Origin of the sequence: Leptolyngbya sp. FACHB-321 (genome assembly GCF_014695975.1) — a bacterium.
Taxonomy (GTDB): domain Bacteria; phylum Cyanobacteriota; class Cyanobacteriia; order Leptolyngbyales; family Leptolyngbyaceae; genus Stenomitos.
Genome location: NZ_JACJPI010000084.1, coordinates 48,960 through 71,791, shown reverse-complemented (window position 1 = coordinate 71,791; position 22,832 = coordinate 48,960). Strand labels below are relative to the sequence as shown.

The 22,832-nt window shown below is 50.7% G+C and carries 20 protein-coding genes; 8 read left to right on the top strand and 12 right to left on the bottom strand.

Annotated features, from left to right (window positions below):
• Positions 1–35: 35 nt before the first annotated feature.
• Both H6F76_RS27275 and H6F76_RS27270 read right to left on the bottom strand, forming a co-directional pair.
• Positions 36–1,613, bottom strand: a complete 1,578-nt coding sequence (locus tag H6F76_RS27275; RefSeq protein ID WP_190513059.1) for a metallophosphoesterase — start codon at positions 1,611–1,613, stop codon at positions 36–38.
• 261 nt (positions 1,614–1,874) lie between these two features.
• Complete coding sequence (locus H6F76_RS27270; protein WP_190513262.1) at positions 1,875–2,780, bottom strand: cation diffusion facilitator family transporter; 906 nt, start codon at positions 2,778–2,780, stop codon at positions 1,875–1,877.
• A gap of 258 nt (positions 2,781–3,038) precedes the next feature.
• Between H6F76_RS27270 and H6F76_RS27265 the strand changes: the two genes are divergently transcribed.
• Both H6F76_RS27265 and H6F76_RS27260 read left to right on the top strand, forming a co-directional pair.
• Positions 3,039–3,380 (top strand): hypothetical protein, encoded by a 342-nt coding sequence (locus H6F76_RS27265; RefSeq protein ID WP_190513057.1) that lies wholly within the window; start codon positions 3,039–3,041, stop codon positions 3,378–3,380.
• Positions 3,381–3,483: 103 nt separating this feature from the next.
• Positions 3,484–3,861: a hypothetical protein gene (locus H6F76_RS27260; protein ID WP_190452898.1), complete on the top strand. Its 378-nt coding sequence runs from the start codon at positions 3,484–3,486 to the stop codon at positions 3,859–3,861.
• 190 nt (positions 3,862–4,051) lie between these two features.
• Here the strand turns inward: H6F76_RS27260 and H6F76_RS27255 are convergent, their stop codons facing one another.
• From H6F76_RS27255 to H6F76_RS27245, 3 genes are all read right to left on the bottom strand, one after another.
• Positions 4,052–4,273 carry a DUF4327 family protein gene (locus tag H6F76_RS27255; protein ID WP_190452896.1) on the bottom strand — a complete coding sequence of 74 codons (222 nt, stop codon included), beginning with the start codon at positions 4,271–4,273 and terminating at the stop codon, positions 4,052–4,054.
• A gap of 407 nt (positions 4,274–4,680) precedes the next feature.
• Positions 4,681–5,805, bottom strand: a complete 1,125-nt coding sequence (gene pdxA, locus H6F76_RS27250) for a 4-hydroxythreonine-4-phosphate dehydrogenase PdxA (RefSeq protein ID WP_190513055.1) — start codon at positions 5,803–5,805, stop codon at positions 4,681–4,683.
• A 127-nt stretch (positions 5,806–5,932) separates the two neighbouring features.
• A complete protein-coding gene (locus H6F76_RS27245; protein WP_190513053.1) occupies positions 5,933–7,264 on the bottom strand; it encodes a cytosine deaminase in 1,332 nt (443 codons plus the stop codon).
• A 169-nt stretch (positions 7,265–7,433) separates the two neighbouring features.
• Here H6F76_RS27245 and H6F76_RS27240 point away from each other — a divergent pair, with 169 nt between their 5' ends.
• The 3 genes from H6F76_RS27240 to H6F76_RS27230 all read left to right on the top strand — a co-directional run bounded on the left by H6F76_RS27240 (position 7,434) and on the right by H6F76_RS27230 (position 10,119).
• On the top strand, positions 7,434–8,768 hold the full coding sequence (locus H6F76_RS27240; protein WP_190513051.1) for a hypothetical protein: 1,335 nt from the start codon (positions 7,434–7,436) through the stop codon (positions 8,766–8,768).
• Positions 8,769–9,070: 302 nt separating this feature from the next.
• On the top strand, positions 9,071–9,511 hold the full coding sequence (locus H6F76_RS27235; RefSeq protein WP_190513049.1) for an EVE domain-containing protein: 441 nt from the start codon (positions 9,071–9,073) through the stop codon (positions 9,509–9,511).
• Between the two features lie 167 nt (positions 9,512–9,678).
• Positions 9,679–10,119, top strand: a complete 441-nt coding sequence (locus tag H6F76_RS27230; protein ID WP_190452887.1) for a peptidylprolyl isomerase — start codon at positions 9,679–9,681, stop codon at positions 10,117–10,119.
• A 408-nt stretch (positions 10,120–10,527) separates the two neighbouring features.
• Here the strand turns inward: H6F76_RS27230 and H6F76_RS27225 are convergent, their stop codons facing one another.
• From H6F76_RS27225 to H6F76_RS27195, 7 genes are all read right to left on the bottom strand, one after another.
• A complete protein-coding gene (locus H6F76_RS27225) occupies positions 10,528–13,470 on the bottom strand; it encodes a glycerol-3-phosphate acyltransferase (RefSeq protein ID WP_190513047.1) in 2,943 nt (980 codons plus the stop codon).
• A gap of 190 nt (positions 13,471–13,660) precedes the next feature.
• Complete coding sequence (locus H6F76_RS27220) at positions 13,661–14,104, bottom strand: polymer-forming cytoskeletal protein (RefSeq protein ID WP_190513045.1); 444 nt, start codon at positions 14,102–14,104, stop codon at positions 13,661–13,663.
• A gap of 226 nt (positions 14,105–14,330) precedes the next feature.
• Positions 14,331–15,815 carry a pitrilysin family protein gene (locus H6F76_RS27215; protein ID WP_190452879.1) on the bottom strand — a complete coding sequence of 495 codons (1,485 nt, stop codon included), beginning with the start codon at positions 15,813–15,815 and terminating at the stop codon, positions 14,331–14,333.
• A gap of 85 nt (positions 15,816–15,900) precedes the next feature.
• Positions 15,901–17,505 (bottom strand): pitrilysin family protein, encoded by a 1,605-nt coding sequence (locus H6F76_RS27210; RefSeq protein ID WP_190513043.1) that lies wholly within the window; start codon positions 17,503–17,505, stop codon positions 15,901–15,903.
• 114 nt (positions 17,506–17,619) lie between these two features.
• Positions 17,620–18,630, bottom strand: coding sequence for a diguanylate cyclase (locus tag H6F76_RS27205; RefSeq protein WP_190452874.1), 1,011 nt, complete (start codon positions 18,628–18,630; stop codon positions 17,620–17,622).
• A gap of 484 nt (positions 18,631–19,114) precedes the next feature.
• Positions 19,115–19,594 (bottom strand): NUDIX hydrolase, encoded by a 480-nt coding sequence (locus tag H6F76_RS27200; RefSeq protein WP_190513041.1) that lies wholly within the window; start codon positions 19,592–19,594, stop codon positions 19,115–19,117.
• The gene (locus H6F76_RS27195; RefSeq protein WP_190513039.1) at positions 19,591–19,932 is read right to left on the bottom strand and encodes a hypothetical protein; all 342 of its coding nucleotides are present in this window, start codon (positions 19,930–19,932) and stop codon (positions 19,591–19,593) included. Before H6F76_RS27195 ends, H6F76_RS27200 begins: the two co-directional genes overlap by 4 nt.
• Positions 19,933–20,212: 280 nt before the next feature.
• Between H6F76_RS27195 and folD the strand changes: the two genes are divergently transcribed.
• The 3 genes from folD (at position 20,213) to H6F76_RS27180 (ending at position 22,758) form a co-directional block, all read left to right on the top strand.
• Positions 20,213–21,079, top strand: a complete 867-nt coding sequence (folD, locus tag H6F76_RS27190; protein ID WP_190513037.1) for a bifunctional methylenetetrahydrofolate dehydrogenase/methenyltetrahydrofolate cyclohydrolase FolD — start codon at positions 20,213–20,215, stop codon at positions 21,077–21,079.
• A gap of 207 nt (positions 21,080–21,286) precedes the next feature.
• Positions 21,287–22,213: a geranylgeranyl diphosphate synthase CrtE gene (crtE, locus tag H6F76_RS27185; protein ID WP_190452866.1), complete on the top strand. Its 927-nt coding sequence runs from the start codon at positions 21,287–21,289 to the stop codon at positions 22,211–22,213.
• 89 nt (positions 22,214–22,302) lie between these two features.
• Positions 22,303–22,758, top strand: coding sequence for a divergent PAP2 family protein (locus tag H6F76_RS27180; protein ID WP_190452864.1), 456 nt, complete (start codon positions 22,303–22,305; stop codon positions 22,756–22,758).
• Positions 22,759–22,832 lie beyond the last annotated feature (74 nt).

Sequence of the window (22,832 nt, the reverse complement as noted above, 5' to 3'; positions counted from 1 at the left end):
CGGTTGTGTGTTTGGTGCTACCGCGACAGCACCCGTTAGCCAATCACAAAAGGGTCAAGTTTATAATCGTTCCACGCCTTCTGGTACCGCTCTGCAACAAAGGGTCGTACTACGAATTTGGGTGGCGTGCCCGCTTGCACATCAATGCGGAGAAACGAATAGGGTCGTCGTCGCTGTGATCCTTGCCCGCTCCGCCCCACAAACAATTCTGACTTGGCGACTACGGTTTCACTCGCTGCCCCAGACCGACTGAGCCATTCTGTTACGTTTGCGCCTTCTTCTCGCTGGCGGCGTAGACTAAAGCCACTACCGCCACAGATAATCCAGTTTGTGTTTGCGTCAGCGTGCCCCGTATCGGCTGTGCGGAGATATTCCAGGCAATGAGCGTGACCATTCAGCACGAGATCAACAATAGGACGATCGCCCGCCCGATCGCCCACCGCTTTAGCTACGACGTTTAACACCTGGCGGAGTCGATCGCGCACGGCTAGCGTTTGTGCCTGGTGCCATTTCGTTGCTTCTGTCACATAGGGCGGATGGTGGAAAAAGAGGATTCGCCCCCGTACTGCGTCTGTGTGCCATGACTCAATCAGCCGCTTCTCTAACCATGCCAATTGCTCTGAATCCGTCTCTGTTCTTCCGTCAGAGGCAAGCTGCTTCGTAATATCTTGCGTGACTTCGGTGAGCTGCTCTAGCTTAGCGTGTAGGTCATCCATCCGTTCTGCATCATCTGGGTCATCAGGCTTCAGTTTCGTAAGGGTCAGCAAAATTTCCTGTATCTGGTTGTCTATGTCTGTTCGTTGCTGTTCTAACTGGCGGCGGTACTGGTCTCCAGCAGGGTTATTGGGTAGGGCGATCGGTGCATTGATGGTGTTTGAATCCAGCGCGAAGAAGTCAATGCCGCCAGACCGAAACGTGTAGTAGCGGTTGGGCAGGCGAGTGAAGCGTCCCGGTTGATAGCTTAAGCAGCGTCCCGTTTCGGTTTTAGCCGTGTAGTGTTGATCCAGATGCCGTTCTAGCTCGGCTCCGGGCTGGTAGGCTTTAAGGTAGTCCAAAAAGGCGCGGGCGTATGCGTTTCCCTGCATCGAACCACGCCAACTGACGTCTAAATCAAGGTGTGCCCGCAGCAGTCTACGCAGCGGGATCGTGATCTGTGACAGCACGCCAAACAGCACAGACATATCGTAATAGTCGTGGTTACCGGGAATGGGCAGAAACGGCAGGTTGAACACCATGCGATCGTAGGCAATGTGCTTGGAGTCATTGCCGCCGACCAGAAACTCCCGATACGGCTCAATAAAGTTGGGAGGGTAAAAGGTACTTGAGCCAGTCAGGTAAACAACATCACCTGTATGCAGCACAAAGCGACAGCCGTCTCGCTGCTGCACCATTTGCTCGGCAATGCGCCGCTGAGGGTTGTGTCCCCGATGTGCACCAGAACCGCTGTCTCCTAGCACTAGAAAGGAAAACTCTGGGCTGTCCTCCTGGTTGTCATCCAGCACCAGACGAGTTTGGTCAATGTCTCGCTGCACGATCGCCTGTTCACCCCAACGGACGCGCTGACGCATCTTGAGGATTTTGGTCGCGATCGACGGATCGGTGACAAACTCCATGACAAATTAACTCCGTGTTTTGACCTTTAGTGCTGTCCTTATAACAACCTACACTGATTGTAATGGTTGCTTCATAAGGCTTCGCTTGATCTTTCTTTAGCTTTAAACCCGTTCCTCCACCCTTAGGTAGAGTAAAAGCGTTGCGATTTCTTTTAACTTCAATAGTGCAAAGAGCTGATGACTCCAAAACCCCAGGGCAACCTGGGGCTTTCATATTTTTAAGAGAAAAATAGGCGCTAGTTGACGATCGACCGCTTCATCTCAAGCTTTTGGTTCATACGTGATCTGCTCTGATGTGTAAGACGGCGGCTCAAGGTGAATGAGAACGCGAACTGGACTGAAGCGCTCTGCTAATTTAGCTTCTACAGCTTCGGTAACTTGGTGAGCCGTTTCGACGTCAGTTGCACTAACAATTAAGTGCATCTCGATAAAGCTTTGCCGACCCACAACCCCTCTAGACGCAATGTCGTGGCAGTTGATGACACCGGGAACCTGCATGGCGATCGTATGGATGGCTTCGGGAGCGATCGCCATTTCATCGACTAAGGACGGCAGGTTCTCTTTGAGCACTGACCAGCCGCTAAAAAAGACTAGCAACGCGACCGGAAAGGCAAGCACCACGTCAAGCCACTGAAGCCCCCACGCCCAGATGCCAATCAAACCGCCGATCACGCTGATTGTGACCCAAATATCACTCATAGTATGTTTCGCGTCGGCAATGAGAATGGCGCTTCCAATACGCAGCCCTTCCCGTCGTTCGTAGAAGGCAACAAAGATGTTAATGCCTAGCACGATCAACAACAGCCAGAGTTCTTGAGATGAGATTTTTACCGGAGCATGGTTGGGTTTCAAGAGGTTTTCGATCGCGCCCTGCAAAATCTCGAAGCAGGCGATCCCTAGAAAGGCAGCAATGCCTAAGGCACCGACTGCCTCAAACTTTTGATGTCCGTAAGGATGATCGCGATCGGGTTCGGGTGATGAAAACCGACTGGCAACTAACCCCAAAATGTTGTTTGCGCTGTCGGTCACGCTATGTAGTGCATCTGCTATCAAACTAAGCGACCCAGTCAGCCAGCCAATGCCAGCCTTCAATACCATCACAAACAGGTTAAGCAGCAGTGTGATTAACAACACCTTCCGAACCTGCGATCGATTATCTACAACCACAGCATTAAGCAAACTCATTCCCCTTACTGTAGGGCAGCGATCGCGCCAGCACTACTGGCATGACGCGCTTGTAGGCAAAGATTCGCAGTAGTTGGCGGCGGTTACGATCGTTCAATAGCAGCAGCTGTTTAGTGGCATGATGCCCTAGTGGTAGCTAAGCCTTCGCGGTAATGAAAGTAGCCCATTCGTAAAGAGAAGATCTTTTCAGTTACTATCACCAGTACTATTTAGAGTGCCGATCGTTGAGTGCAAGCAGCTATGTCTCGGTTCACTATCAATCTTCTCGAGGGGTCTGTTGCCATTAGTTTTACGCCCCAGGCTGCCGCAGAACTGCAAACGGCACTCTCTCAGTTAATGGATCGCCTCAAAGCCACAGCCGTAAAGACAGCCCCTGGCAGTCGCGCTACGCCGCAAAAGCCAATGGAGTATCAGTACACAGGTGATGTGTTTCTCGAAATTTTTTGCAACCCTAACATTTGGGCAACGCCCTTTGCCGCTAAAGTCTTGATCACGGTAAGAGACGATCGCATTCGTTTGACAACAGAAGCGGAACTCAGCCGTCTGATAGAAGACATCAATCAATATTTAGAGCAATCCTAAGTGAAAAAGAACGTCGATTTTGGCATTGAATTTTTGCACAAATCGAAGTTTTGAAAAAAATGGGCTTAGACTATTCGCATCGCTAGTAAAGGACGTGGCTGAAATGAATGCTGACAATCTTGTACAACTGCTTCAGAACGGTTTTCGCGTCACACTTGGTGCAACAGCATCTTTAGTAGAAGTGATACAAGACTCCGAGAAACGTCATGAGAACCTCTCAAAGCTGAATCAGGAGTGGAGCGTACTCTCATCCGAATGGGCACAAAAGGGTGAGGTTACAGAGCAAGAGGCTCGTAACTTTGTGGATACGCTTCTGGCTCAGCGCAATAACCAGCCTCCAGCTTCAAGTACGACTAGTACAACCGCTACTACGACATCTGCCGCACCTGAAATCCAGCTAGAGTTGCAGGAGCTAACCGCGCAGATTGCAGCGATGCGTGCTGAGTTGGAAACACTCAGAAACCAAAACGCACCCTCTTAGTGGAACGAATGATCACTAAGCTGCGTCTACTCAGTTAGCTCTGTCAGAGTCGGGTTGAGGTTGATTAACAAGCGAGTAGCGGCTACAACGCTCCCGTTTGAGGGATATTTGTGAGGGATCAACATCCCTCAAATAATTTCCAAAGGTATAGGCATAGCGCTAATGCTGAGCAGTGGGGCAAGACGATCGCTTAGTCGTTGTCCCACTGCTCACGGCCGACTAAATCGCCAATGCGATCGCGCAGTAGAAAGTTGCAGCGCTCAAGTTCGCACTCGATGGATGCCCACTCGCGTGCTGGAATGAACTGGCAGAGAATATAGATCGGCTGATGACGGCTGACCATACCCTTTTGAACAAGTTCACGCGCTTCGTCTTGGATGACACTAAGAGAATATTGTGCAGATTGAAGCATGGATCTCACCCTTGTATTGGTTAATGGAGCTTTGATAAAAGTGGAGGAGCTTGGCAGGGTAACCCAAGGTTACTGTAGCGGTAGGAATAGAAGCGGTAGCAATAGATAAAAACTCAAGCTTAGGATTTAACGAGGAGGACTGTAGTCCTGTATACTGATCAGTTTTCATTTTCGCGCTAAATCCTCCTTGATTGTATTAAGAACCGTTGAAAAAGTCATCAAACCTTAACTCAATTGTTGTCACTCTTGAACTGAAATAGCCTTCCCTCAGTAGATTCAGGGACAGATTTAAATTATTATTACGACCGATTAACAATTGCTATGAGTCTAGCCCGTTACGGCTGATGTGTGATGGTCGACTGGCGATCGCTGTTTTAAGTAGATTGCCGGTTTGAGCCTTGCTGCTACTAAATGCCTGTAACAGCTACATTAGCGCTGCCACTAGAGAGCTGGTCAGACGTTTCAGTGTTCCCAGTTTTATAGCGCTCGTGACATAGTGCGACTGCCAGTTCTAGTGCTGCTCTCATGCTGGTTGCTTCTGCGATGCCCAGCCCAGCAATGTCGAAGGCTGTACCGTGATCAGGGGATGTTCGCACAAAAGGTAGTCCGATCGACGTATTGACTGCTCGATCGAATGCCATCAGCTTGACTGGGATCAGTCCTTGATCATGATAGAGGGCTAAATAAGCGTCGGCAGGATTAAACGCTGCCGCTGTCTGGGTGCTGCCAAACCACGCTTGCCCTGGTTTGACCCATAGTGTATCGGGTGGCGTGGGTCCATCTAATCGAAGGTGCGGCAACCGCAAACGAGTGTCTTCGAGCCAGGGGATCAGCCAATCTTGCTCTTCGTGCCCCAGCTTGCCTTGTTCGCCACTGTGAGGATTGAGTCCCGCGATCGCTATTCGTGGTGCTTCTAGCCCAAAGTCTTGTCGCAGACAATCAAGCAATAGATCGAGCTTACGGGTCAGCAAGGCAGGGGTGAGCGCATCTGCAACGTCGCGTAGGGGAATATGAGTTGTAGCAAGCAGCGTTCGCAAGATCCAACCTGTGTGCGGTGATCGAGCAACAAACAACATCCCAAAGCGATCGACCCCTGCTCGTTCTGCCAGCAATTCCGTTTGTCCGGGGTATGGATGACCCGCAGCACTCCAGGCAGCTTTAGAAATTGGTCCTGTGACGATGCCATGAAAAGCTCCAGAGAGGGCATGGGCGATCGCCGTTTCGAGATATTGAAAACTGGCGGCTCCGCTGGCAGCACTTTCCTGACCGATCGCAATTTGCTGCTCAAGGTCAGGAGCAAGCGTGATATCGAGAATCTGCAAATCGTCTGGGTTTGCCAGGGGCAGCGTTGGATGACGCGATCGCAATTGTTGATAGGTGGCTACGAGGCGCGATCGACTGCCCACAAGTGTGATGACGCAACCTGCAAGTGGAGCCGCCAAGGCTTTGAGGATTACTTCTGTACCAATGCCTGCTGGATCACCGAGAGTGACAGCTAACTGAGGCGTATAGGTCTTTGTATCGGATAGCATTAATTATTTTCGTCATTCATCCGTCTCAAAAACTACTGTAGCGAGATCTAGCGCTACCTTGCTTTGATCAATGCTTTAGAGGTATTTGCAGTGACTCTCATCTACTTCTTTACCCTTTTGAACCTTTCTATGTTTTGGTAAGAACATCATCCAGTTCGGCATAGTCGGGTAGTGTGGTGTCGATCGCCCTACCAGCACGAAGAACCGTGCGATTGTGCTGAGAGCGAGACAGCAGTTCACTATAGCGGCGCGCCTTAAACAAAACGAGGTCGGCAGGCAAGCCTACGCCGATACGTCCCACTGTCGGCAAACCCATTAAGTTAGCCGGAGTGGTTGTAATGGAGCGACACCAGGTACCGTAAGGACGATCTAGATGGGCAATTTTGACTGAGAGGCTAAATACTTGTAGACCATCATGGTCGCCAAAACTGTGGAAGGGATCACGACAGTTGTCACTGGCGATCGCAACGGGCACTCCAGCTTGCTGTAGCTCGTGCAACAGCGTAACACCCCGCCAACGAGGTGTACGACGAACTTGCCGATCTTGCAGGTAAAGGTTACACATTGGCAAGCTGACGATGCCGATCCCGGCTTGCTTAACGAGGGCGATCGTCGTTGCTGCTATTTCGTCTGATTGCACGGCAAGGCTGCAACAATGTCCACAGACGACTCGCCCCTGATATTGATGTCGAATAGCGGTTTCAGCAATAACGCGCAATGTTGCTGAATTTGGCTCATTCGTCTCGTCTGCGTGAAAGTCCAACGCAAGATTTCGTTCTTTTGCCAGCGTGAAAGCGCGATCGACCTGTTGCGCGATCGCGGCGTCCATGTAGGCAACCCCGCCTAAAATGCCACCCACTGCGGCAATTTGATCGGCAAGCTGTTCGCCTGCTGGCGTGAGGTAATACTCTAGTGGCACCAAGGAAGCCGCTTGCAACAACAGCCGCTCTGACCATTCTGCTTGAAGGGTTTTGAAAACATCTAGACTAATTGCCGCTTGTTCACCAGAAGCGTCAATGTGTGTGCGGACAGCTTTGCTGCCGTAGGCATAGCTGCACTTCAGCCCAAACGACATCCGACGATATAGATCGTCTGCATCCCAGTGCCGCGTATCGGTTTGTATGGTAGCGATCGCGCTGTTAAAGGTGCCATCAGGATTTGGTGCCCGCTCCCAAACGTGCCCTTTATCAAGATGCGTATGCAGATCGACAAAGCAGGGAAAGACAATACCGTTTTGTAGATCAGCAGAGGGGCTGTCGTCGATCACTTGTCCAGCAGGGACGATCGCGGCGATCGTGCCGTTGTCAATTTTAAGATCGACCTGCAAAAAATCGCTGGGTTCCAGGTTGGTGAATTGAAGCTCTTGAGTGCTCCCTGTAAGTATGGGCTGGCTCTGGTCTAGCAGCGGTTTTGGGATATGAGCGTTTCTCAGCCAATAGTGATCGGAAGCCGGAATCATGACGCATGTCTCAGTAAAAGGGAAGTGGGCTGCTTTAAAGTGGCTAGCCTCATTCTCATCCACAGGGGGATTAGATAGAACATCCCTACTACAGAGAGTCTAGCTGTAAATGTTTGCCTGTCTTGATGCTAAAGGCGTATGCTGGCAAGAAACGTATTGAGGTTAGCCTGTGGATGCAATTTTGGCGCGATCGCGACCACTGAAACAAGCCTTAGTCGATTTTGTGCTAGATGCTGAAGGAGAACTGGCAGTCGCCCTAGAGCGCTATTCCGCAGAGCAGTTAGCACGATCGCAGCAGCCCGATCAGCATCAGCAAGCGCTGGTCATTGATCGCTTTGTGATCGAAGGAATGGTAGAAAATCAAACGCCGATCGACCTGTTTTTGGCAGAGGCAGAGGATCTATCGGAGAGCGATCAAAAACTGCTCAAAAGCTGGCAGCAAAGCTTTGTGGGGCTATTTGCCGTCACAGCAAAATTGCCAGATGGGTTTGAGTTGATGAACTGGCTGACCGCAAAGCCCTACACCGTCAAGCCCAATGATCCTGCCGTCTTAGAAGAAATGCAGCGGTTTAAGCTCGGTGAAATTCTGCTAACTCAAATTGCACCGATCACCGAAACGTATTGGACGTTTTCAGCGCCGTGGAAGGCAATGGGCAACCTGGGCAAACCAAAGCTAGCAGTGGCGATCGGCAACTTCAAGCAGAACTATAAAGAGTCGCTCTACAGCGACGCGCCAGAACTGTTAGAGGAAGCATGGCGATCGGTCGAACGCTATCATCAGGACTTTTTGGACTTTTTTGGTAGTGATGCCATAACGCTGCCAGGCTATCAGCTTGGTAAGAAAATTGCTGAATTTCAGGACGTACTGACCAAGAAGCAGCTGGCAGAAGCCGGTATTGATGAATCAAAATCGCTGGCTGATCTAGCCGCAGAAGCGGGCATGGATGAGGCAGAAATTGAGGAGGCAGCCGCAACGATGGGAGCCGATGCCAAAGCGGTTTCAACCATGCTAAAGAGCAAAGAAACTGCTGCCAAAATGGTAACGCCCAAAATTGATCTGCCGCCCGAACTGAAAAAGGCAGAAAACGTTACTGTGCTGGCGCATCCCCGCTGGGGACAAATGTTTTTGCCAACCTATACTCAGTTTGAAACGTTGCTTCAAGCCGAGGACTGGCAGAGTGTACCCGGTGCCGAAAAGCTGGTTCGTAAATACTTAGACGATGCCACTATCAATGCTTTTATCTGGCATCGGTTAGCCGAGGCACGTCCAGTTGCTTTAGAAAACGTGTTGCGATCGGTGCTCGATCGTCCCACCTTTGACCTGAAGGCTGACCTGGATGCACTGCTGCAACAGCACAAAAAACCGCTACAGCCAGAACTGCCCGAAATTGCTAGTGTCCCTCTCCATCTACATGACCTGTTTCAAGAAGCACTTAAGGAAGTCAGCAAAACCAAACCAAAAGAGAAAGAGGGACAAAAGGCTAAAAAAGGGTTCCAGCGCTGATCGACGCGTAGCTACTATATCTGGCAGCTAGCAGTCATAGTTGAAAACCCAATTAAAAGCTGGGGTTCTTGCTAACCTAGAGCTGGATGATGAATTGATTATTCTTCTAAAAGCAAACGCTTAATCACACCCGTACACGATACGGAATCTACCAGAAGGTAGAAGCGTTAATGAGAGTGGCTAGTTGATCAGCGAAGTGTTGAGAAGCTCATCATCTTTCTAATTAAGCAGTCTGTCACCGGGTAGGTAGGCTGCTTTTTTTTGCCTTCAGGTTGATCTTTCAGCCCTTCAGGTCGTGTGTAATGTACTGGTTATTTCAGGCAAATCCCAAGTACAGTCGCATTCTCGATGGCATTCGAGAGTTGAAGGGCATGCATTGGCTAGTGACTCGGTACGCTGACCAAATTGCAGTAGGCGATCGTGTGCTTATTTGGGTTGCAGGCAAGGAGGCGGGCATTTACGCACTTGCTGAGGTGACGCAGTCTACCCATTTTGTTGAACAGCCGCCCGATCTTAACTACTGGTTGCTACCAATGCGAGCAATGGGCAGATTCTATGCCCCAGTTCGCTTTACGCACAAACTGTTAAATTGTCCTCTGCTTAAAGCCAGACTACGTTACGACCCTATTCTTAGCAACTTACAGGTGCTTCGGGCACCGCACAGCACTAACTTTAAAGTCTCACACCACGAATGGCAGCAGGTCTGTCAATGCCTCAATAGTGATAAAGATGATGAGTGTTGACTTGGACTTTTGAATGATTTGTGCTCACCCGTAGTAGAGCTATCGTGAAAGCGATGTTTTTCTACCACATTGAAAAACTTGATTGATCTAAAAAAAGTTTAAGGGAGGCGAGAGCTGCACGCGATCGCATCATTACTGATACAGTTGCTAACGAAAGGAGAAACAGAATGACACAAGCAACAACACAAGCAAAAATTGGCGATACGGTCAAAGTTCATTACACTGGCAAACTGGATGATGGCACAGTGTTTGACTCCTCGAACGATCGCGAACCGCTAGAGTTTACGCTTGGCTCCGGTAGCATTATCCCTGGTTTTGAACGAGCCGTCGTCGGGATGAGTCTGGGTGAAGCAAAAACAGAGGTCATTCCTACAGACGAAGCATACGGTCCGCATTTAGAAGATATGGTCGTTGTCGTCGATCGCCAGCAAATGCCAGCCGAAATTGAACCCCAGGTTGGTCAACAGCTTCAGCTTCAGCAGCAAGATGGGCAAGTGTTACCCGTCGTGATCACTGATGTCTCTGGTGCCGCTGTGACACTGGATGCAAATCATCCCTTGGCAGGTGAAGCCCTCACGTTCGATATCAAATTAGTTGATATCGTCTAATTTTGCTTGACGCTCACTTGTAATCAATTTGTCTCAAGCTGAAGGGTGAACGCCTTTCGCCCTTCAGAAAAGCGATCGCTTTTAACTAAGAACTTTAAATCTCTGTTTTAGTAAGCTGGAGCGAAGATTGGAACATCTTTAACAGCTTGATAGGTAGTAGAACTAGTTAAAAACAACTGGCAAACTCAAGCACTAGATCAAGCCGTTAGGCATGGAAGAAAAGAATCAAACTAGGTGCTTCAGGTAGACCAAAATAAGAAGCATATCTTAAACCGAATTACTTGCTTAAGAGAGCTGTTGTTCTCCTCCTAACAATCAGGAATAAACTCAGGTGCATTAGCATCATGTTGAGCAACCGAGCTTATTTTTTAAAAGCCACTATCACTGTTCTAATTATTTTTCATACAGCTATTCATCTATAGCTGGGAGAATCTCGATAGTACCTTTTTGCCCATCAATGCGAACGCGCTGACCATCTTGTAGCAATTGGGTTGCGTTTTGAATGTCCATGACGGCAGGGATGCGGTACTCACGAGCGACGATCGCCCCATGCGATAGTCTTCCACCCACTTCTGCAATGAGTCCTCCCGCCCTTGCCAGTAGCGGTGCCCAACCAGAATCAGTGTATGGCACAACGAGAATGGTTTCGCGATCAATCTCTGGCAACGCTGTCAAACTCCGCACCACTTTGACAACGCCCTCTACCTGTCCCGGGCTTGCTCCAATGCCCTGCAACTGCTGTGATGCTTGCCAGTTGTGCGAACTAACGGCTGGAGCAGGCGGATCATTCCCATAAACCAGATAGGGCACTGCTTCAAGGGCGCGATCGGCTTCAAACTGCGATCGTCGTCCCTCTACTAGCTTCTGAATGTTTTCCCCTCTCCCCTCTCCTCTCTCTACCAATCGCTGAATCTCCTCCCACTCCAGGAAAAAGATATCTCCCGCTTCTGCCAGCAAGCCTGACTCTAGCCAAAGTTGCTCTAGCGCCACAAAACTCCAGCGTAGTTCTGCAAGCAAACGGCTATAGACCTCTGTTACTCGTCCTTTCAGCGTCAAACGACGTTGTACTCGCTTCACGTTGCCGCTTTGGCGATCGACTGGAGATGCAATTGGTGGTAAATCCTGACAAAACTGAGTAAAGAGCGATCGTACAGGCTGCGGATCTTCGCGCCAGGTTGGCACCGCAATATCAGTTCCCACTTCACTTAAGTAGCCGTATTGCTCCAACAGCGTATCAAACCGAGCTAAGATTACCTGTCCTTCAGGCAACCGTGCCAACAGGGTGAACAATGCTTCTACTGAATGCTGACCGCCGACTGCTGATTGCTTCTCCAGAAAAGCTCGCGCCTCTCTCGCTAATGCCTGAAGCGATCGTAATGCCGCAATCTCTGGCGTATCGCTGTTGTCCAGTTGTTCATCATTCGCCTTAAAGATGGCTTTGCGAAGGGCAGCGCTAAGGGGAGCCAAAATACTGTAGTACGTGGCGGTTTGGAGGAGATTGAGGATACGATCAATCCTCGCAAGAAGCGCTGCTGGCTTGAGTTCAGAGGCTGGTTGTTGAGAAAACTCTGCTAGTGCAGGCGCAAATTGACGACGATCGTCGCGTTGGAAATCTTTCTCTAGCTGCCATTCTCGACCGACTAGACGCAGAAGTCCGGGTACGTTTCGCAGTGTAGATTGCAGCGGTGGTTTGCTAAACTTCGCGCCGCGTGTGAGAAACTCTAGACTTTCGGGTGGCAACCCCATCCGTCGAAACAGTTGTCCTAACAGTGAGGCATTAAAGTAGGCATGGGAGTAATGCAGCGTAGCAGTTTCATTGAAGTCTAAACCCTCGCCACGCTTGCCCAAGACGAGGGTAAAGAGATCGCCCCAAACGCCGCAGGTAAGAGGACGATTAATTGACCAGGTAAGGGGACGAATCGACCCAGGAATCACCTCCGCCGCAATCTTGCGCGTCCAGATCGGCAGCAGTGTGGTGATCGGTCGCGCCTGCAAGAGCCAAAGTTGCTGACCATCATAGCTCCACTCGATATCTTGGGGAATGCTGCGTTGCGCCTCTAAATGTCTTGCCAAAAATGCGACCTGCTGGATAAGTCGTGGTGGCACAGTGCCACTACCGTTGATTGCCAGAGTGCGATCGTCCGGTAACAACCAATCTGCTGGAGTCTGAGCCGTTGCAGGCTGAACGTCAATTGTAGGCACCATCACCTGATAGCTTTCAGGCGTGACTTGTCCCGATACGACCTGAGACGCGCTGCCTGGAAGCGCTTCGATCGCCACGGCCTCGCCTTGTCGCGCAATGGGATCACGGCTAAAGGCGACACCCGAAAACGCTCCCCGCACCTGCTGCTGGATCAAGACTGCCATGGCGGCATCAGGAAGCTGGCGATCGCGTCGATATTGCACAGCACTAGGTTCGTTATATGAGGCAAAGCAACGAGAAATAGCAGGTAATAACTGCTCACGGCGGACAATGCCTGCAATCGATTCGTACTGCCCTGCTGCTGATGCGGTTTCTGAATCTTCGCCCACAGCTGACGATCGCACGATGAGCGGTGCTTTTGGAGACGGGTTGAGTAACTCTACCAGCGGCTCTGGGTCGTCACCAGGACTCAGCACCCAGCCCATCGGTACGGGATAGCCCGATCGCTTCAACTGTGCGAGTGTTGCGGCTTTTTGCCCGACCTTACGAACATCCAACAGATCATTCAACGAGCGAATGGCGCGATCGCTCCGAAAAAATTTGAACATTGCTTTAGACCCTGACTGAGCCGATGTTGGAGCTAAATCCAGGTCATCGGGAAGCTTTGTATAAATCCAGCCCAACAGAATTGCAAGGACGATCGCGGCTCCAATAAGCGCGTGATCAGAGGAATGGCGTAACGCCGTCATGAGGGGAAAGATGACTAAAACGCTCAGTCGCCCCTGTTGCCGTTCACGCAGAACAGTAAAGCTAATACCGCTAATGAGAAAGACAAAGCCAGCGGCGGTCGGGTCGTGAACAACGTAGCCCCAGACAACGTTCGTCGTTCCTGCTCCCTTGCCAAACCAGTAGCGCCCGACTACCAGTGCCATGAGTGCTACCAGTTCCCAGGCAGGATCGGCTGGAAAAAACGATCGCGCCAGCAAAACGGTAGCAATGCCCTTCAGCGCTTCCGACAAAACTGCTGCAATGCCTGCTACTCGTCCACCATGGTAAAAAGCGGCTGAAACGCTAATGTTGCCAGTGCCCAACCTGGCTAGCCGTCGTCGCGTCAGAGCATAGGTTGTCCAAGCGATGAGGGGCAGCCCGCCCAACAGCGGACAGACAATGAAAAGCAGCAGCGCACCCCAAACTTGCGTTAGCGTCATAATGTCAATTAGATTCTAGCTTCCCGACTGCATCAGGTTCAGGCAAGCCAATCATGACACGAACAAAGACGTTGGGTGTCTGTGACGCAGGTTAGATCCTAGATTCCCGACTGCTGCATCAGCTACGAGCAATCTAATTAGGGCTAGATAAAGAAGTCGGAGATTTGCCAAAAATTAATTGCTAGAAGCATCAGCCACCAAGACCACCCGTATAAGGATCGCCAGCATAAGGATCGCCAGTACCAACTAGTTCCGGTCGCGTTCTCCCCCCAGATAGCGATCGTGTCTCGCCTGTGTCAATGTAGCCGACATAGAATGCGCCTTCTTCAACGCTAAGGGCACTGGCAGTGACATCACCTTCTAACCGAGCCGTACGACTTAACGTGAGCTTCCCTTCTACCAGCACTCGCGCCTTGAGCACTCCATACACCGTCAGGTTCTTAGCCCGTACCTCAGGTCCCTCAATGAGACCGCTTTCCGATATCTGCATATCGCCCTGCACTTCGACCGTGCCATGCACAATACCATCCACAAGCAGATCGCCTTCAACGTGCAGGGTGCCCTGAAACTCGCTGTTCGGCGCAATGTAGGTTGGTAGGACTTTTGAGGGTGGAGGCGTATTTTTTCTAAACATATTGTTCTCTGAGGGTAAGACTCGCGCGGACTCGTTCGTATGAGCGTGAAACCTGCACTGATTGCCTTCTCGCTCCTCGCCGCCATCATGGCACATCTCCTTACCTAAAGTTAAGACTTTGGCAGTAAAAACTTATGCTGCGCGCTATACATCACTGGCTGAAACCGGCTGCTCTACAACTGCATTGCAGCTTTGCCAGTAAAAGCAGCGTGATGTTAGACAGTGCCTAGCTCTTACTTGGGGCTGGGATGGTAATGTCGAGTGTCGTTACGGGCTGCCCCAAAGTATCTAACGATGGTTTGATTGTGGCTTGATTGCCAACTACTAGCGTGACGATTTTGTCTGGCTGTAAGTAGGTTTTGGCAACGCGCTGCACATCGGCGATCGTCGTTGCAGCTACACCCTTTTGATAGCGGAAAATGAAATCAGCCGGGTAGCCAAAGTATTCGTAACGCAGTAGGCGAGAAAGCGTCTGCTCAGGCTGTTGAAAGTTGAAAATAAAGGAATTGAGCACTGAATCTTTTGCAAAGGCAAGCTCTACGGGGGCAATAGGCGCAGTGCGGACTTTCTGGATTTCTGCCTGCACACTTTTGATGAACGGTACAGTGGCATCCGATCGGGTCTGTCCACCTGCTACAAAAAGCCCAGGGTAGTCATACCGCGACCCCCAATAGGCATAGACTGAATACGCTAACCCCTGACGCGATCGCACCTCATTAAATAGTCGCCCGCCAAAGCCATTTAGCACTTCATTCATAACCGATAGCGCGGGATAGTCGGGGCTGTTTGCTTGTCCACCCAGATGACCAATCTGCACATTGCTTTGCGTTAGCTGGGGCTGATTTACAAAAAAGACACCGCCTTTTTTTGCCTGCTCCACTGTTGGCAATGCTGGGGGTGCTGCCGTTACAGGCTTCCAGTCCGCAAATGTCGTTTCGACAAGCTGACGCATTGACTTCGTATCAAAGTCACCGACGATGCCCAGCAGAATATTGTTTGGGTGAAAGTATTGCTGGTAAAAACTGACAAGATCATCACGCGAGACGTTAGCGAGGGTGGCATATTCCACAAAGCGAGCATAGGGGCTGCGATCGCCATAGACTAGCTTGCGAAATTCACGACTGGCGATCGAGTCTGGATCGTCATTCCGACGGGCAATGCCACCGCGCTGCTGCGTTTTTGCCAGGTTGAGCTTGTCATCGGGAAACGCAGGTTGTCGCAACGTTTCAGCAAACAGTGCAAAGACTTCTGGCAAATCTTCCGTAAGTGTGTCAAACCCAGCACTGCCAGCATCATCGCCGATCCCTGTTTCTACAGATGCCGCCCGTTGCTCTAAAAATTCGTTGATGGCATCGGCGGTATGTTTTTGTGTGCCGCCCGATCGCATCACTGTCCCGACCAATTCTGCTAGCCCCACTTTGTCTGACGGCTCCAGACGATCGCCTGTGCGAATCAGCGCTGTCCCATTAATTAATGGTAGTTCGTGGTCTTCTACTAGATAAACCACCATGCCATTTGCCAACTTGAAGCGTGTGTAATCTGGCAGCTTCAACTCTGGCGGCGGTGCAAACGTCAAGTCTGTATAATGCTTCGGTGTTTCTGCTACTGCCGGACGGAATGCCATGAACAGCAGAATGAGCGGCACCAGCACAAAGGAAAAGACCAGCGTGATCGTTTTTGCTACTTTCTGCTTTTTAGCGTCTGCTGTCATTTGTTCGTCTCACTAGGGCTAGGTTCACGTTGAGCAACGCCTGCTTTAAATCTGGCTGCTGCTGTCATTAAGTTAGCTACTGCTTTTAGGCTTTCGGCAGCAGTTTGCCGATCGTACGGTTTTGGGGTACGAAGGTTGCCTGGGCAATGCGCTGTACTGCCTGTGGAGTAACGGCTGCAATTTCGTCGATTTGTTTGAACAAGTTACGCCAACTGCCAGTTTTGACGTCGTATTCCAACAAGGCTTGCGCCATGCCCATATCGGAGTCGAGCGATCGCAACAAGCCTGCTCGCGCTTGCGTTTTCACACGATCGAGTTCGGTCACTGACACCAGTTCAGTTTTCAGACGATCGATCTCTACACGTAGCGCGGCTGCCACTTCATCGACGGTATGCCCTGGAGCCGTCAGCGCATAGAACAGCATCAAATTGGGAAACTTATTACCCGGAAAACCACTGAAGCCAGCCGCGTTAAGCGCCAACTGTTGTTTTTCGACTAACGATCGATACAGCCGTGACGTACGCCCCTCGCTGAGAATACTGGCAATCATGTCGTAAATCACATCGTCTGGATGCTTGAGAGCCGGACGGTGATAGCCTTCGAGATACCACGGCTGCGTTTCCAGTCGTAGCGTGACTTCGCGTAGCTCTGTTTGGGCAGGCTCGGCAGCTACTACTTCTGGCGGTGCCGGTTTTGCCTTAAAGCGACCAAAGTAAAGCTGCGCTAGCCGCTTCACTTCGGCTGGGTTCACATCGCCTACGATCGCGATCGACAGATTATTTGGCGCATAGTGCGTGTCGTAAAACGCCTGTACATCTTTGCGAGTCAGCCCTTGAATATCCTGGTTATAGCCAATCACCGGACGACGGTAGGGATGCACCTTAAACGCAACATCCGAAAAGGCTTCAATCATTTGACCGATCGGCGAATTATCCGTCCGCAGTCGCCGCTCCTCTAAAATCACATCTTGCTCTTTGTGGAATTCCCGAAAAACGGGTTCTAGAAACCGCTCAGACTCCAATGACATCCACAGTTCCAGCTTGTTGGAGGGAAAGCTGTAAAAGTAGCGTGTGGCATCGGTAGACGTATTGGCATTCAGCCCTACGCCGCCTGCTTGCTCAACAATGCGCCCCAACTCGTTTTGCTTCACTAGCTTTGCAGCCGCTGCTTCCACCTTGGCAAATTCTGCCTTAAGTGTGTCTAGTTTTGCTTTCTGTCCTTGCGCCGTTGCTGTCTGGATTTGTGCTGCTAGTTGATCGAGCTTGTCTAGTAGCGGTGCTTCTGCTTTGTAATCGACAGTGCCAATGCGGGTCGTCCCTTTAAAGGCAAGGTGTTCTAGAAAGTGCGCGACCCCCGTTTTGCCGTCTGGTTCATCGGCACCCCCCACATTGGCATAGGTAAGAAACGAAATCACTGGAGCCTGATGCCGCTCCAGCACAATAAATTTCATGCCATTCGACAAACGAAATTCTGTAATCTGTTGAATCACCCGATCGAGATACGGCTGAATCGACTGCGCTGGCGTTTGCTGAGCCGTTGGTGCCGTTTCCGTGCGTGCCCATGCCGCTGCTGGCACCGTACTCCAGCCGACTAGCAGCAACAGTAGCAGCACGATGGTTCTGGCTATGCTTGTAGGAGACAACCAGGCAGCAGAAAACAATGATGGACGCGATCGACGGGTCTGGAGCATAAACAACCACAGTAAGCAGACTTCCAGGATAACTCGGTCTTGGAACTAGGGATCAGTGGTTAGCAACCAGTGGTGTCAAGAAGCAAACCCAACTTAGCCTTCAGCTTTCAGCTTTCAGCCCTTATCCTTTAGCCCCTCCTGCCCCCCAATTACTCGATTGCGTCCCGCTGCTTTTGCCCTTAGCAAGTTTTGGTCAGCGCGCTGCAAGAGGCTAGCACCCTTCGAGTCATCACTATCATTCAGAGAAGCAACACCAGCGCTGATGGTCATCTCAAGGTTAAGGTCATCATTGACTGCAAACGGTTGATCGCCGATGAGCCGACAGAGGCGACGACCAACCAGTAAGGCTTCTTGTGCATCTGTACCGCTCAAGAGAATGACAAACTCTTCGCCACCGTAGCGAAAGAGCGTATCGCGAAACCGCAAGTTATGTCGTAGGCGACCTGAGATCAACTGTAGGGCGCGATCGCCGATCGGATGCCCGTAGGTATCGTTGATGTTTTTGAAATAGTCTACGTCCAGCATAAGTACGCTCATTTGCTCCGAACGCGAACGCGAGTTCTGTACTTGACGGGGTAGTTCCCAATCAAGGGCACGACGGTTATTGAGTTCGGTAAGCGGGTCTGAAAGGGCGATCGCCGACAAAATATCGTTGGTACGCATCAACTCGCGGTGGTTCTTCACCATACGCAGCCCAGAAGCAATCTGAGCGCTTAAAAGACGGTCTTGCTGCATGACCGTATCCTTTGGCAGGGCTGCACCATTGGCATCGCTTTGGGGAAGCCAGAGATAAGCATCTGCACCATTTTCCAGCGCTTCAGCGCGACACTTCATGATCCAAAAGTCATCTTGCCATGCCTCTGCCAGCTTTGATGTAGGGAGATCCAATAGTAGGCAATAGATCCAGGCAAGGCGGGTTTGCTCCTTAATTTGGCGGCAAAGCTCCAGGCTCACCGTCTGATTCCCTTGAAGAATAACCAGATCTGGCTGCTGCGCCTGGATCAGTGGCATAGCCTCGTTAGGGCTGGGTGCGACCTCTACTGTACAACTCACCAAGTTACGGATACGAACTAGAAGTGTTGCTAGAAAGTCATCACCTCCGACTAATAGAATCGAAGCGTCCATTGGCGTTTTAGCAGCCTAGTTGGGAAATCGGGTTCATTACTCCACTAGGGTACTGGGATTTCCATTGCTAAAGGCATAGATCATAGACCATCTAGCAGAAGGGAGCAGTACCCCGAATCGTTAAGTATAAATCTACACTCTCAAAAAGTGATACACGTAGATGGCGATCAGTTTCGCAAGGCTAGCAGAAGCAATTATTTTGCTAGCGTAGTTTTATAGCTTGGCAATCAACTCTCTGGAGAGTCTTGCTTTTTAAAACCAGACGCCTTTAACAAAGAAATGTTACGGCAGTTTGCGATCGCTACTATTTCTTAAGAATGCCCATCTTTACTGGCAGCGAACCGTCATGCTTGTCTTGCTGCGCTCAGGGGCAATCTCGCAGTAGGCAAAACTCAGCCGTGAAGAAGGCTTCACGATGGCGTGTCAGACTGCAATACCATATGTCCTTTGGCGACCAGCGTCTGACAGCTTTAATAGGAATACCTTAGCCAGTGCCCTCGCTGCCATTGCGTCCCATGCAGGTGTGTTGAGTGCTGGTGTGTTTGATAAAGTCTAGCAAGATGCGCTGATGGGGTTTGCCTAGGGGACGCACCTGCTTTGCTTGCTCTGAATAGCGATCGCCTCGCCCAATCTCTTCAGGAGTCGCTAACGCCATATCCCATCCTTCATTGAGCACAAGCTGGCTTTGAGCGACACCCAGTTCTCCCTGGTAAACATAGCGAACAACCTGCGTATCTTCATACAGGTCAAACTGAGTCAGGGTAGTGGGTGCATAGCCAATTTCTTCTAGCAACTCTCGCCGGATCGCAGCATCAGGGCTTTCACCTGGTTCAATGTGTCCGCCAAACAGTGCCCAATGACCGGGGTAAAAAATACCAGGAATGTCATCACGAAGCTGTAGCAAAAAATTGTCATTCTGATGCAGGATTGCGATCGCAACCCTATGCCGTTGATCCTGGCTCATCCCTTATTCCTCATCCCCCCACGATCGCTTTTCACTGCTGGCGATCGCTGAAGTAGTTGCTGTTGCTCGATATAGGAATCGCCTTGTTCTTTGCCATTAAGTGGAATGCTTTGGTAGAGTAGCTTGCCTTGAATAACAACCTCATCGCCTGTGCCGGGGATCGGTTCAGTGGCAATCACCCAGATACTGCCTGTCGTGTCCTGAAGCTCGTACGCACTTTTGCCCAGCAGGGGAGCATGGTTGCTGACTCGACCCTTCAGTTGGACACTTTTAGTCTGGGCGATCGTGTTGGCTGAAGTTTGCTTGATGTCGGCAATGGTCACTGTGCTAAGTGACATGTTCACAGGTTGAACGCCACTGCTCTCCGTTTTTGACCAACTGAGAGATGTGCACCCGACGAGGCTCACGCACAGAAAAGCGATCGTCCCCTTGCTTTGAACATTTAATAATTGAGCCTTTAAAAAAGCCATCGCACTTCTAACCTCCAGGGTTTGACGAAAAAGGACGCTGGATCTGCGAAACTGGTGGACAGCCTAACGCTGTGTTAACACAGTCTTATGGTATTTGACCAGCCTTTGACCACTCGTACAACAGCGATCGCTGTCTTAAGTTTGACGTATGTCTTCTACTGCCCAATTGCTTGATGGTAAAGCCTTGGCTAACAGCCTGCAAACCGAGCTGATGCAGCAGGTTCAGGTTTTACAAGTGCACATGGGAAGACCCCCCGGTTTGGCAGTGCTAATGGTGGGTGATAATCCTGCTAGTGCGGCGTATGTCCGCAATAAAGAGCGAGCTTGCGCCAATGTTGGTATTGCCTCCTTTGGTCAGCATTTTCCAGCCACAGCGACCCAAGTTGAGTTGGAGCAGGCGATCGCAACGCTTAACCGTGACGATCGGGTGGATGGCATCCTTGTACAGCTTCCTTTGCCCGACCATCTGGATGCGGTCGCGTTGCTGAACCAAATTGAACCTTCTAAAGATGCCGATGGGCTACATCCAGTGAATTTAGGGCGCTTAGTACGGGGTGAACCTGGCTTGCGTAGCTGTACGCCCGCTGGGGTGATGCGTCTGTTAGAGGCTTACAAGGTGAATTTGAAGGGGCAACAGGCAGTCGTCATTGGGCGGAGCATTCTAGTGGGTAAACCGCAGGCATTAATGCTGTTAGAAGCGGATGCTACTGTCACGATCGCCCATTCACGTACGCCTGATTTAGGCGCGATCGCCCGGACGGCTGATGTCCTCGTGGTTGCCGTGGGTCGCCCAGCCTTAATTACGGCTGAAATGGTTAAACCGGGAGCGATCGTGGTCGATGTTGGCATGAACCGAGTCACGGATGCTACAGGTAAAGCCCGACTGGTCGGGGATGTAGATTTTGCTTCTGTGCAGCCGATCGCGAAAATGATTACACCAGTACCGGGCGGGATCGGTCCCATGACGGTTGCTATGCTGCTGCAAAATACAGTACTAAGCTATCGTGAGCGGTAAAAAAGGGCTGTATGTTAGTGCCAGCTGCCACTTTAGGTAGCGGTCATCAGCTGCCGTTGCTGGTGTACTGTTGCAACAGTCTGTTAGTCAATGGCTCATGCGTGCAGAAACCTCCGTAGAATGATTGAGGGACAAAAATGATTGAAAAGCGATCAATCCGTGTGCTTGTGTTGTAACTGAAGTGAGAATGGGGGGAGAGATAGAAAAATGGTTTTATCGGACAAACGGCAGATGTCCCAAAAGGAACGCCATTTTGATCTGGCAGCCTATCTACAAGAACGGCAAACGCTTGTAGAAGCAGCGCTCGATCGTTCCCTCCCAGTTATTTATCCAGAGAAAATTTATGAAGCGATGCGCTACTCGCTTTTAGCGGGCGGCAAACGGCTACGACCGATTCTCTGTCTGGCAACCTGTGAACTGATTGGTGGCACGATCGAGATGGCAATGCCGACTGCCTGCGCGTTGGAAATGATTCACACCATGTCCTTGATCCATGACGACCTACCCGCAATGGACAATGACGACTATCGTCGCGGCAAGCTGACTAACCATAAGGTCTACGGCGAGGATATTGCGATCCTGGCAGGCGATGGCTTGCTTGCTTATGCCTTTGAACACGTTGCGATCGAGACAAAAGATGTGCCTTACGATCGCCTCCTACGGATTGTCGCCATTTTGGGTCGAGCCGTAGGGGCAGCGGGTCTCGTTGGTGGGCAAGTCGTCGATCTGGAATCAGAAGGCAAGACTGAAGTATGCCTGGAAACGCTCAACTTTATCCATAACCATAAGACAGCCGCTCTGCTGGAAGCCTCAGTGACATCAGGAAGTATTTTGGCAGGCGTGAGTGATGCTGACTTGCAGCGCCTGACCCACTATGCCCAACATATTGGTTTGGCGTTTCAAATCGTGGATGATGTTTTGGACATCACGGCAACCCAGGAAGAACTTGGTAAAACGGCTGGTAAAGACCTGCGGGCGCAAAAGGCAACCTATCCTAGCGTCTGGGGTTTAGAGGAGTCCAAACAGCAAGCACAGGTGCTGGTACAGAAAGCCAAGGCAGAATTGGCTGGCTTTGGCGATCGTGCCAAGCCACTGATTGCGATCGCGGACTTTATCACGGCGCGCACCCACTAATTGGAACGTTAATGGCTACAAGATGAACGCGCTTCTTTCACCTTTAGCCTTCTCTCCTTATTCTTTATTTTTCCTCTAACGCAAAACATATGCAGCACTTTGGCGATATTATCCACAACCAGGTACTGCTAGTTTCACTAATTGCCTGTTTGGTTGCTCAGGCAATGAAGCTTGTGATCGAGTTAGCCAAACAGCACAAAGTTAATTTGCGAGTGCTGGTTGAAACGGGCGGTATGCCAAGTGCTCACTCTGCGCTCGTAGCGGCACTGGCTACGGGGGTCGGTCAAACCTCTGGCTGGGCAAGCTCAGAGTTTGCGATCGCGGTTATTTTCGCCGTCATTGTTATGTATGACGCGGCTGGTGTACGACAAGCGGCTGGCAAGCAAGCACGCATTCTTAACCAGATCATTGATGAATTCTTTCAGGAAGACCAGCAGTTTAACGAAGCCCGCCTGAAAGAGTTGCTGGGTCATACGCCTGTTCAGGTCATTGCTGGCTTAATTCTGGGGGTGGCAATCTCTTGGATCGCCGAAATAGCCTACTAAAGTAGCCTAAGTCAAGGTAAGTGCCGACGAAGGAGATACTTTACAGCCGTTTCTACATGCCGTAACCATATTTA

Coding starts and splice junctions, on each gene's coding strand:
- H6F76_RS27275 (WP_190513059.1), bottom strand. CDS start 1,613: ATGGAGTTTGTCACCGATCCGTCGATCGCGACCAAAATCCTCAAGATG.
- H6F76_RS27265 (WP_190513057.1), top strand. CDS start 3,039: ATGTCTCGGTTCACTATCAATCTTCTCGAGGGGTCTGTTGCCATTAGT.
- H6F76_RS27260 (WP_190452898.1), top strand. CDS start 3,484: ATGAATGCTGACAATCTTGTACAACTGCTTCAGAACGGTTTTCGCGTC.
- H6F76_RS27255 (WP_190452896.1), bottom strand. CDS start 4,273: ATGCTTCAATCTGCACAATATTCTCTTAGTGTCATCCAAGACGAAGCG.
- pdxA (WP_190513055.1), bottom strand. CDS start 5,805: ATGCTATCCGATACAAAGACCTATACGCCTCAGTTAGCTGTCACTCTC.
- H6F76_RS27245 (WP_190513053.1), bottom strand. CDS start 7,264: ATGATTCCGGCTTCCGATCACTATTGGCTGAGAAACGCTCATATCCCA.
- H6F76_RS27235 (WP_190513049.1), top strand. CDS start 9,071: ATGTACTGGTTATTTCAGGCAAATCCCAAGTACAGTCGCATTCTCGAT.
- H6F76_RS27230 (WP_190452887.1), top strand. CDS start 9,679: ATGACACAAGCAACAACACAAGCAAAAATTGGCGATACGGTCAAAGTT.
- H6F76_RS27225 (WP_190513047.1), bottom strand. CDS start 13,470: ATGACGCTAACGCAAGTTTGGGGTGCGCTGCTGCTTTTCATTGTCTGT.
- H6F76_RS27220 (WP_190513045.1), bottom strand. CDS start 14,104: ATGTTTAGAAAAAATACGCCTCCACCCTCAAAAGTCCTACCAACCTAC.
- H6F76_RS27215 (WP_190452879.1), bottom strand. CDS start 15,815: ATGACAGCAGACGCTAAAAAGCAGAAAGTAGCAAAAACGATCACGCTG.
- H6F76_RS27210 (WP_190513043.1), bottom strand. CDS start 17,505: ATGCTCCAGACCCGTCGATCGCGTCCATCATTGTTTTCTGCTGCCTGG.
- H6F76_RS27205 (WP_190452874.1), bottom strand. CDS start 18,630: ATGGACGCTTCGATTCTATTAGTCGGAGGTGATGACTTTCTAGCAACA.
- H6F76_RS27200 (WP_190513041.1), bottom strand. CDS start 19,594: ATGAGCCAGGATCAACGGCATAGGGTTGCGATCGCAATCCTGCATCAG.
- H6F76_RS27195 (WP_190513039.1), bottom strand. CDS start 19,932: ATGTCACTTAGCACAGTGACCATTGCCGACATCAAGCAAACTTCAGCC.
- folD (WP_190513037.1), top strand. CDS start 20,213: ATGTCTTCTACTGCCCAATTGCTTGATGGTAAAGCCTTGGCTAACAGC.
- crtE (WP_190452866.1), top strand. CDS start 21,287: ATGGTTTTATCGGACAAACGGCAGATGTCCCAAAAGGAACGCCATTTT.
- H6F76_RS27180 (WP_190452864.1), top strand. CDS start 22,303: ATGCAGCACTTTGGCGATATTATCCACAACCAGGTACTGCTAGTTTCA.